The organism is Rhodonellum sp., assembly GCF_030656585.1.
Lineage (GTDB): Bacteria > Bacteroidota > Bacteroidia > Cytophagales > Cyclobacteriaceae > Rhodonellum > Rhodonellum psychrophilum.
This window is the reverse complement of record NZ_JAUSPP010000031.1, coordinates 619,728-630,200: the sequence shown is the minus strand read 5'-3', so window position 1 is coordinate 630,200 and position 10,473 is coordinate 619,728. Positions and strand designations below refer to the sequence as shown.

The 10,473-nt window shown below is 42.9% G+C and carries 11 protein-coding genes and 1 pseudogene; all 12 read right to left on the bottom strand.

What is annotated here, in order from left to right; all coding sequences use genetic code 11:
• Positions 1 to 573, bottom strand: a pseudogene (locus Q7J63_RS09630) (hypothetical protein); the annotation flags it as partial.
• A gap of 107 nt (positions 574 to 680) precedes the next feature.
• A complete protein-coding gene (locus Q7J63_RS09625) occupies positions 681 to 1,475 on the bottom strand; it encodes an inositol monophosphatase family protein (protein ID WP_304885685.1) in 795 nt (264 codons plus the stop codon).
• A 42-nt stretch (positions 1,476 to 1,517) separates the two neighbouring features.
• Entirely contained in the window at positions 1,518 to 2,201 is a 684-nt protein-coding gene (rsmI, locus tag Q7J63_RS09620; protein ID WP_304885683.1) for a 16S rRNA (cytidine(1402)-2'-O)-methyltransferase, read from the bottom strand.
• Between the two features lies 1 nt (position 2,202).
• Complete coding sequence (locus tag Q7J63_RS09615) at positions 2,203 to 2,430, bottom strand: 4a-hydroxytetrahydrobiopterin dehydratase (RefSeq protein ID WP_019595805.1); 228 nt, start codon at positions 2,428 to 2,430, stop codon at positions 2,203 to 2,205.
• 18 nt (positions 2,431 to 2,448) lie between these two features.
• Positions 2,449 to 2,715, bottom strand: a complete 267-nt coding sequence (locus Q7J63_RS09610; RefSeq protein WP_019595806.1) for a DUF493 family protein — start codon at positions 2,713 to 2,715, stop codon at positions 2,449 to 2,451.
• Between the two features lie 106 nt (positions 2,716 to 2,821).
• Positions 2,822 to 4,933 carry a SurA N-terminal domain-containing protein gene (locus Q7J63_RS09605; RefSeq protein ID WP_304885680.1) on the bottom strand — a complete coding sequence of 704 codons (2,112 nt, stop codon included), beginning with the start codon at positions 4,931 to 4,933 and terminating at the stop codon, positions 2,822 to 2,824.
• 73 nt (positions 4,934 to 5,006) lie between these two features.
• A complete protein-coding gene (locus tag Q7J63_RS09600; RefSeq protein WP_019595808.1) occupies positions 5,007 to 6,293 on the bottom strand; it encodes a hemolysin family protein in 1,287 nt (428 codons plus the stop codon).
• On the bottom strand, positions 6,293 to 6,508 hold the full coding sequence (locus Q7J63_RS09595; RefSeq protein ID WP_019595809.1) for a hypothetical protein: 216 nt from the start codon (positions 6,506 to 6,508) through the stop codon (positions 6,293 to 6,295). The genes Q7J63_RS09600 and Q7J63_RS09595 overlap by 1 nt, the downstream gene beginning before the upstream one ends.
• Before the next feature lies 1 nt (position 6,509).
• Positions 6,510 to 7,058, bottom strand: coding sequence for an LPS export ABC transporter periplasmic protein LptC (lptC, locus tag Q7J63_RS09590; RefSeq protein WP_019595810.1), 549 nt, complete (start codon positions 7,056 to 7,058; stop codon positions 6,510 to 6,512).
• A gap of 100 nt (positions 7,059 to 7,158) precedes the next feature.
• Positions 7,159 to 8,457, bottom strand: a complete 1,299-nt coding sequence (locus Q7J63_RS09585) for a lipopolysaccharide assembly protein LapB (protein ID WP_019595811.1) — start codon at positions 8,455 to 8,457, stop codon at positions 7,159 to 7,161.
• Positions 8,458 to 8,468: 11 nt separating this feature from the next.
• Positions 8,469 to 9,752: a hypothetical protein gene (locus Q7J63_RS09580; protein WP_019595812.1), complete on the bottom strand. Its 1,284-nt coding sequence runs from the start codon at positions 9,750 to 9,752 to the stop codon at positions 8,469 to 8,471.
• The gene (locus Q7J63_RS09575; protein ID WP_304885677.1) at positions 9,736 to 10,455 is read right to left on the bottom strand and encodes a type III pantothenate kinase; all 720 of its coding nucleotides are present in this window, start codon (positions 10,453 to 10,455) and stop codon (positions 9,736 to 9,738) included. Before Q7J63_RS09575 ends, Q7J63_RS09580 begins: the two co-directional genes overlap by 17 nt.
• Positions 10,456 to 10,473: the final 18 nt, after the last annotated feature.

Genomic DNA, 10,473 nt, shown 5'->3' with positions numbered 1-10,473 from the left:
GAGATCATAAACATCCATGGTAAAATCGCCGGATCCAACCATATTGATATTGCCAAGCGCCATAAAATACTTCAACTGGCGATCATCGTAGATCAGATCAAAATCTTTGATTTCTATCAAATCCACTCCGATTTGGAAGTCACTTTCTTCCGCTACCTCTTGCTCCTCCTCAGGATACATGATGTCATAATTGGCCATGCCATCCCCGAGTACTTTGACATACATGCTCCCGCCATCCAAATGGAGGCCAGTTAAGCTGGGATTGTCACCAAAGAGGATTGACTTCAGATTGAAATCCACTTGAAGGTTGTTCACATGGACCAAGGTGTCATTTTGAAAAGGAGGATTCCCTATTACCCCAAATTCCTTTAAGGTGGCGCTGATGTGTGGGAAGCGCTTGAAAACACTGAAACTGATATTGTTGTAATCATAATATACCTGTGCATTGACTGCGCTGGCAATTTTCTGATCGACTTTGGCGATGATTTTATCTTTGAAAATAAAAGGGACTGCAACCAAGGCAACCAACAATACCGTGAATACCGCTAAAATGATGATGATTGTCTTTTTCATAATGGTTTTTTCAAATTGTCACGTTATAGATAACGAGAACATGCAAAGAATGGATCAAAAATCAAGCTAAAAAGAAAAAGGGCAGCATGAGGCGGACCTCCATATTCTCAACCCTTTTCGGCAGTAGGAAATTCATTCCACAATTGCTCATGGATGTGGCCATTGCTGGCGATGATTTCCCGGCCATAGATGTAATTCTTTCCTTTTGAGAAGTCTGTCACGGTACCTCCCGCCTCCTGAACGATCAAAGCGCCTGCGGCTACATCGTATGAGTTGAGGTTGTACTCAAAATACCCATCCGCTCTTCCACAAGCCACATAGCAAAGGTCGATCGCCGCACTTCCCAATCTCCGCAGTCCATGGGTTTGCTTCATCAAGGATTTCAATACCCCAAGGTACCAGTCAATCTGATCGAAGGCACTGTACGGGAATCCGGTCGCAATCAAGCTTGAGGCCAAATCCGGAGCGCTGCTCACCTTGATCGGTGTATCGTTACAAAAGGCTCCTTGGCCTTTGAGCGCGTAAAAACATTCGTGGAAATTGATTTCATAAACTACGCCAAGGACAATTTCATCCCCTTTTTGCAATCCGATACTGACGCAAAAAAGGGGAAAGCCATGGATGAAATTCGTGGTCCCATCCAGGGGGTCAATAATCCAGGTATAGTCAAGCCCTACAGTGGAATCGGTTCCTTCTTCGGTAATAAAACCCGCCTCAGGCAGAATTTTGGAGAGGTTTTCGACGATCATCTTTTCGGCCTCTTTGTCCACGTAGGATACCAAATCATTCAAGCCTTTGTACTCCAATCTTTTTAAGTCAAAAAATTGCCTTTCCTTTCGGATAAAAGCACCTGCCTCGATGGCGACTTTTTTTGTTTTATCCAAAATTTCCGATAAATCCATAGTATTGGTTTAATAGGTACCTGATTGAATTATTGTTTTTGGCTATTTGCCTGCAAGCACGATGACGATTTCTCCCTTGATCGGATGAATCTCATAGTAGGCAATCAATTCCTGCAAGGTTCCCCTTACGTTTTCCTCATAAATTTTGGTCATTTCCCGGGAAACCGAAGCCATTCTGTCCGGTCCAAAAGCCTCTGAAAACTGAAGGAGGGTTTTGGCCAAGCGATGGGGGGATTCATAAAAAATCATGGTCCGATTTTCCTCCAGTAAGTTCTCAATCCTGGTTTTTCGTCCTTTTTTGTGTGGAAGAAACCCTTCGAACGTGAATCGATCTGTGGGTAAACCGGAATTGACCAAGGCGGGGACAAATGCCGTCGCGCCAGGAAGACAATTCACTTCCAATCCGGCCTCCTTTGCAGCCCTTACCAATAAAAACCCTGGATCAGAAACGCCGGGTGTTCCAGCATCACTGACCAAGGCCATTTGTTCACCATTATTCAGTCTTTCCAAAAGCCTTTCCACTGTTTTATGTTCGTTGAAAACATGATAACTTTGGAGAGGTCGGTGGATTTCATAGTGCTTCAACAGCTTGCCTGTGGTCCGGGTGTCTTCGGCCAAAATCACATCCACTGATTTCAGGATTTCTATTGCCCTGAGCGTAATGTCCTTTAGATTACCAATAGGGGTGGGAACGAGGTAGAGGTGAATGGTTTTATCAGGATCCATTTTAGATTTTATCAATGGCTTTTGCCAGTTTTCGATCCTTTTCTGTCACGGTATTTCCTTTGTCGTGCGTGGTCAATTCAATGATGACTTTATTGTAAACATTGCTCCAATTGGGATGATGCTGATGGGCTTCTGCCAAAAAAGCAACCCTGGTCATAAAGGCGAATGCCTCTGCAAAATCCCCAAATTCAAATGTTCTTGTCAATTTATTGTTTTCTTCTTTCCACATAATAATGGTTCTTTAATTTTATAAGGAGATGACGCCCTCTATGGTCGCCGCTTTTTCATAAACCTGCAATATGGCCTCACTGTTTGGCATCATCGCATGAATGGTAGCACTCACATAAGTTCCTTTGGACGATTGCTTCAAGAGCATCTTATTGTTGGGCAATAAGGCAGCAATTTCACTTTCCTTACCACTTGGAACGATGAATTTAAACATATAAAGGACCGGGAATGTAGTTTGGGCCTCTAATTTGTCTTTGAATGCTTGTTTATCAAATGTGTCTTTCATGATCTTCGAATTTACGAGATATATCCGACACAAAAAAAATATGCCCAGGGCATAAAAAAAACCCATGTATCGATTACATGGGTTTTTTTTATGGAAGGAGGTCTTTTTAGAAGAATTTGTATCGGTAATCTTTTACTTCAGCCAAATCCTGAAGCGCCATCATCACCATATAAGATGCTCTCTGCGAAGAATTCATCACCAACTGTCTTTGGTATCCTGTGTAATCCGCTATTTCTGGTGGGCTCACCATATTGTTGAATTTGGCGACTACGATGCCAATATCCTCATGGATAGGCTTGGTCATTTCACCTGAGTTTTTCAATCCAAAGATGGCTCCAATTGCCCTTGGCGCAAAACCAACACCAGGAAGAACGGAGGCATTCAACCTCAAATCAGAGGTATTGTCCAGGGAGGCATCCGTGGAAAATACAGCTTTCATTTCTTCCAAAGTTGTTTTGCCCTTCAATTTCTCGACAATCATGGCTGCTTTTTTCTCGTTCCTCACTTGAGCAGTCACTTCTTGTCTTACCTGCTCCAATGAAGCTGTTCCTTCTTCGGATTTGTTGGTCAGCAAAACGACAACATAAGAATTGTCCAATTCATACACTGGGGAGACCTTTCCAACGGATGCATCATTGAAGACCCACCTGATAACCTCTCTTGCATTTTGCAGATTGTTCAGGTTTCTCGAAAATGGCTCTACTCCATTTGCTTGGATGATTCTATATCCTTCTGCTTTCGCATTGGCTTCAAATTCTTTGGCATTGGAAGTATTGGCGGCAAAAGAATCTGCCCTTCTGAAGACATCGTTTCTGGTGGCATCTGTTGGCGCCAGTTCCAACTCAACAGTGGCAATTTTATAGGTTTCGGATTTAGGAAGTTCCGTCACGCTGATGATATGAAAACCATATTCGGTTTCCACCAAATTATTGATCAATCCTGTTGACTTGGCGGCATAGGCTGCCTCGGCAAATTCAGTAACAAAATCCTCTTTGGCAAACCATCCAAGGTCTCCACCTCTCTGGGCGGTTCCATCTTGGCCGTATTGTGCTGCTGCACTCGCAAAGTCCAGCCCATTTTGAATCTCTGTCAATACATTTTGCGCAGTGAATCTAACGGCTACTTTACCCGCCTCATCCAGACCATTGGTCCCGAAGAGAATATGGCTGGCTCTAATCCTTGGCGTTCCATCAAATTTTTCAGTAACCTTATGGGTGATGTAGGTCGATCTGTTGGTCAGAAAAGGACCATAGGTTTCACCTACTGCGATGTTTTCAACATTGTTGACCAAAGTCTGTGGCAATGCGTCGCCAGGTCTATAAACCATGAATGGATTTTGACCTTCTGAATTCCTCAAAACAAACGTGGAATCTGAATCGCTTGCGCGAAGTTCGTCCGTTAATCTTCTGATTTCCGAAAGGACTAGGGTTGAATCTTCACCACTTGGGTTGAGATCGAAACTCACATACTGAAGGTCGGCATTGTCAGAAACTTTGAATTTCGCTTCATGCTTTTTGATGTAGCTTTTCAATTCATTGTCTGTAACAGCAACTGCAGAATCAGAAATCACATAGAAAGGAATGAACAAGTGGTCGACGTCCGCTACTGTGGAGGCCATTCTGTATTCAAGTTTTCCTTCCGCAGTGGTGGCGTATTCGGCGGTGGTCAAAATATTGTCATATTTGATTCTCAGCCTGGAATCTGCGAAAAGTCTCTCTTGTTGCGCCCAGAAAGCTTTTTGCTCAGGAGGTGCATTTTCAAGGGATTGAAGGAAGGTTACCAACTGCATTCTATCGAACTCACCGGTTTCGGGATTGACAAGCTGCTGCCTGAGCTCCGCGATGATGTTTTTGCCTTGCACCATGTCCACCAATTCCGCATCGGTTACAGTCAATCCAAGCGCCTCATACTGGGTCTTGAAAACACGGTCTACGATCAAGGCCTGCCAGGCTTGCTCACGAAGGCTATACATTTCATTTTCGGAAGGTGTTCTTCCTGTGTTCTGCTGGAATGCGAATTTGGTTTCTTCGATTTTTTGGATGTATTCTTCATAGGAAATACTTTCCCCTGCGATTTCCCCAACATCATTTGATCCCCCACCCAGCAGGGTAGAATTCGGACTCAAAATGTCTCCTCCAATGAGGAAGAATATTAATCCTACTGCAATTACACCGATTGCAAGACCTGTTCTCTGTCTGATTTTTTTAATTAATGCCATTCTTCTGGTTTTATGAAGTGCCGCAAAATAATTACATCTATCGCTAATATCAAAATATTACGCTGTCAATAAATCACTTATTGGAAAATGAGGTGGAATTTACTCTGATTTTCAAAGTATCAATCCGATGATCGTGTTTGGCGACCACGGTAAAGGTGAATGCCCCATAGGAAATGGACTCCCCTTTGTTGGGGAGATTCTCTGCAAGGGAAAGGATAAAACCCGATAAAGTCTCAAAATCCCCATAAGGGAGATCCCAACCGTATTTTTCATTGAGATAATCGATCTCATGACGGGCACTCATCAGATATTCATGCTCTGAAAGCTGCTGTTCGATCAAGTCATCATTGTCATATTCATCTTGTATTTCGCCAAATATTTCCTCTATTATGTCCTCCATACTCACAATCCCACTGGTGCCACCAAATTCATCCACGACCAAAGCAAGACTTTTTCTTTCTTGAATAAATTGCACCAAAAGTTCGTTGGCCAGTGCAGATTCAGGGACAATGATAACCGAAGTGAGGATATCGGTGATTTTTTTAGGCTTTTTGAACAATTCCAACTGGTGGCAATACCCGATGACATCGTCGATGCTCTCCCTGTAAACTATAATTTTGGAATGTCCACTTTCGGCAAAGACCTCTTTCAATTCTTGAATGCTGGCGTCAATCTCCACTGCGACGATATCTGTCCGAGGCACCATACACTCCCGCACTTTGATGGTTTTGAATTCCACCGCATTGTCAAAGATTTTTGTGTCGAGATCCATTTTTGAATCCTGACTGGAATGGTGCAGGTTGTTTTGGATGAACGCATTCAGGTCCGTGATTTTAAAAACAGGTTTGTCCTCGTTGTAGTCGAGGCCCAACACATTCTTGATGAACCATTTGGACAGCCCCACAACGGACCAAACTACTGGAAACATCAAATAATACAAGACCAAAAAAGGAAGGGAAAATGCAGAAAGTAAGGTATTGGGATTGAGCATGAAAATGCTTTTCGGAATGAATTCCGCCGTGACCAATACAATGATGGTGGAGATGATCGTCTGGATCAACAGCAAGACCAGCTGGTTGTCAAATGAATCCGGAACCCATCCTTTGATCAGGGGATCGAGAAGATAGGCCATGAATATACCGTACAATACCAAGCAGATGGTATTCCCAATCAAAGTAGTCCCGATAAATTGCCCTTGATGCTTTAAAAATCGGGATAGAATCCTACCTGAAAGCAAGCCTTGCTTGTTCTGTAGTTCTATTTGAAGTTTATTGGAAGAAATGAATGCAATTTCCAAACCGGAAAAAAATGCGGAAAAAACAAGGGTGATCCCTACATAAATCAGATAACTTGATTCCATTAATGTTTGTTTTTTGGCTTTTTACTTGGGCGAGATTCTTTGGAATCCTGTTCTTGCTTCAGCTGCATTTTGCGGAATTGATACCAAAACAACAACACCACTGCCAGCATGAATACGGGATAGGAAAGCGTTACCCCCCCCTTCATTGTGAGGTGCGTCCCAATGATGACCAAAGCTGCTGAAAGCGATAAAAGTAAAATGTCTCCTAATTTCATTTCAAAACCCTTCTCCTGGCAAAAGCATTCTACTGTTCGTTACCTTAAATAATTTATATTCGTTAAATCCTTCATCTGCTTCCATTCCCGTCCCGTTGATCAATGTCTCCTGCTCCTGAATGGTCACAAACTTATCGGTATAGATTTTTTTTGTATTGGGGTCCCAAAACAACTCTTCGGAGGAAAGTTTTTGGTTTTTCTCCAGATTGTGGACTTGAACGTCTCCCTCTCCTCTATAAAGATTGTCCTTTCTGATAAAATACCCGCGGTCGGCTCTCATCGTAGTAGTCAATTCGCCATCTCTCCCAAAGATGGAAATCTCTATCCCTTCTGGAAATTCTATGTCACCCGTACCAAACTCCAATTGCTTTTTCGCCTTAAGGTTCGTTCGGATGATGGCGGAATCACTGTGTACCAAGTCAATGTCATACCCAATACTGGTAGGTCCTTGATAAACTTCCAGCAAAGCCGTATCTGTCTCTGGGCCACAAGAAACCAGTAAAAACTGGAAAATCGTGAGCATGGCCAGCATATGGTAAAGCGGTTTCATGTCACAAAGATAGATAAAGATTCCTGAATGCGATTTTCTCAAAAGCAAATAAAAAAAGGCGGTATAGAAACCGCCCTTTTCATTGGATATTTAAACAACTTTAATCTCTTGTGGCTAGGGTTACATTTTCCCCGATCCAGCAACCTGTGCTGATGGATTCACCCACCTGCAATCCTTCTGTGAACAATTCTTCCTTGGAAGGGAATCTTGCTCTTGCATCAGCCATTCCTTTGGAATCGCCTGCTCTTTGGAATGCATTGTAAGCGGCGATATAGATTGAATAATCTTTTGCCCTACTTACTCCGCCTTTACAGTCGTTAAAGGATCCCATGTAAAGCTGACCGATCAAGGCCCAAGCATCACTGTTTCTGGTAGGATCCACTTTTGCAGCATCCAATGCAGAAGATCTAGCCGCTCCTTTTCTTCCTGCCTGCGCATGTACTTTTGAAAGGTCCATGTAAACTTCAGCCTTTTGGGTGTCGTTTTCAGCCAATTTCAAGGCTTTTTCCAATAGTGGTTGTGCCTTGTCATATTCCCTGTTTTGCATGAAACGCATTGCCCTTACCTGCGAGGTAGAGAAGGTTGGATTGTCTATGTCTATTAATTCCAAGGCCAATGCAAATGCATCAGTGCTCAAACATTTGTATTGAAGAGAATACCTGAAAATCTGCTGCGCCAATATCATATTGGTGCGGTCAGCTGTAAGTCTTGGTCCAAGTGTGTTGTTGATATAATCACAATCGATCAACTCCATTGCTACCAAAAGTGCTTCCACATTCGATTTTGGAGTGGCGACATCCAATCCTTTCGCTTCGGCTTCTTCCAATAAAACGGTCAATTTATCGTGAATGGCGAGGACCTCCTCAGCTGTATAGGCTTTGTTTAGAAGATAATGCCTTCTTACCAAATCAAAATACGCTGCCGTGTAGGCTGGATTGATCGTCCCATTGACTTCAAATGCACGATCGTAAGTGGCTACAGCATCAGCCAATTTGGTTTTATCATCTCTGTAAAACTGATAGCCATAGTAAGCCTTATTTTCAATCCACTTGGTTTCGTTGTCGAAATTGGTTTTTCGGAGATCAAAAACAGTCATCACAGAATCCTGATAAACCCTTTTTTGAGCTGCGTCCGTTGCCGCGGTGGCAGCACTGTTATAAATGGTGACGCCATTGATGTAAATCGACTCATTCAAGTCAGGTGTGTTCACCAAAAGCCAGTTAAGGGGCTTTGTGGCTTCCACAAATTGTTCTGACTTCATGTAATCGGTGTAGGCAGCGTTATACTCTCTGGCTTTCGCTTCCTTCTTTTCGTCGGTTGGCCAATTCCAATCCTGAGCCTGTGCAACTCCCGCTGCGGCAAAGATCAATAACCCGGCTAATGCAAATTTAACTTTCATATCTTTTTTAGTTATTCAAATGATCGTTTATAAAACCACGTATTGTCATTGATTGAGAACCCTAAACTAAAGTTTAGATAATTTTCACGTATCAATCCATTTCCGGTGGTTCCGCGAGTTCCAACCTTAACTGCCCAATTGACAAGAGACAAATTATTCATCGGAACCGAAGCTCCAAAATTGATGCCAATATCCTCTATCTGTGTCTGATTAACGATATAAGGCGTTTTTTGGTACTCCAAGCCCATTCTATACGTTGTTCGTTTCAACAAATTATCCATGGCGAAATAGTCTGGGGTAATCTGACCGCCCAAAGCCACCTTGAAGGAATCCCCAAGTTCGCCAGTATTGCCTTTGAAGGATTTATATTGACTGAATTCCTGAAACTGTGCCTCTAGGCCAATAACAAATTTATTGATTTTTTCATAAGAAATTCCATATCCCAATCTGTTTGGAATAAAAACACTTCCCTTTTTATTGTCACTGATCAAGTCCCCCGGCGTTTCTGGCTTGCTAGCTTGGCCAAAATCGGCAACTTTTGCAAATTCTTTTCCATTGACATTTCCAAATACATGATAAATGGCTCCTAAATGAAGGTTACTTTTCTCCCCTACCTTGAAAAGGTAATGTACCCCCGTTTTAAACGCAACATCACTGATGGTTAATCTTTCATAATATTCCGAGGATACCCCAACAGGCAAATCGTTTTCATTGACCAAGCTAAGTTGGTTCGTTCTGATCGTCGATCCAAACAAATAAGATCCATGTAGCCCTATGCTCAGGCCCTTTGCCACCAATAAACCACCCGAAATGTAGGCCTCTGATATCCCTCCATCTCCTTCTATCCTACTCAGGGAAGAAAGGTTCGAATTGGCCACATCGCCTGAAACTAAAATATTGTAGTTGACACTGCTGATTTGATTGAGCCCCATACCGAGGGTTGCTTTTCCTGCTTTATAAGGGAGAGAAATGGCAATGTAGGAGAGACCACCCCCATCTACGTCTTCACTCTGGGACTCGGTTGATGCGGCTATTCTCTTGTAATTCAAAGCCGCTTGAAAGTTAAAAACCGTATTCCGTGTGGAAAGGGCGGGATTCACATTGTTCACGGCCCATCCGGTACCAAAACTGATCCCCAATCCTCCCATTGCTTGGGTATGAGTGGGTCCGCTATAATTGAACTCCCCTATTCCCAATGCACTGTATGTTGAAGCGCTAGATTGGGAAAAAGCTTCGGAAGATATTAAAAAGGCGCTCAAAGCACCCAGAATCCGTAATCTATTTTTTATTGACATTGTACGTTAAAATTCTATTCAATCCATATAGGACTAAATTAGGGATTACAAATATGTGGTCTTTTGTCAAGCTTTCAAAGAATTTTGAATCCCCTCCACAAATAATGACCTTTAAATCTTGGTGTTGTGAACGGTAAGCCTGCATAAATCCTTCCATTTCAAATTGGACGCCAAAATAGACTCCTGACCTAAGTCCCATTTCAGTACTGTCACCGATCAATCTTATGGATTGGGAATCCTCCAAGCCCACCAGCGGCAGCTTTGCTGTCTGTGTGTGCATGGCCTTGAACCGCATATTCAGGCCCGGGGAAATCGCCCCTCCCAGGTATTGGTTTTTTTCATTGAGAAATTCATAAGTAATGCAACTGCCCAAATCGATGACCAATACCGGCCCTTTTTCCAGCATCACCCTGCCTCCCACAGCCGCGGCTTTTCTGTCTACCCCAAGCGTTTCGGGGGTGGCATAGTGATTTTCAATTGGCAACTCTGTGTCTTTGGTGAGAAGCAGAAAAGGAAAACCCAATGCTGCTTCCAAGTCCACTGATATGACAGAACTGATGATGCAATGGTCAAATTCCACACTTTTTGAAAACTCCCTCAACTCGGAAATGTCATGGAAAGCCTTTTCCATGACCAGTATTTCCCCTTCAAAGATCGCCGCCTTCATTCTGGTATTGCCAATATCGATGATCAAATTTTTCATTTCTTCCAATAAGCAAAT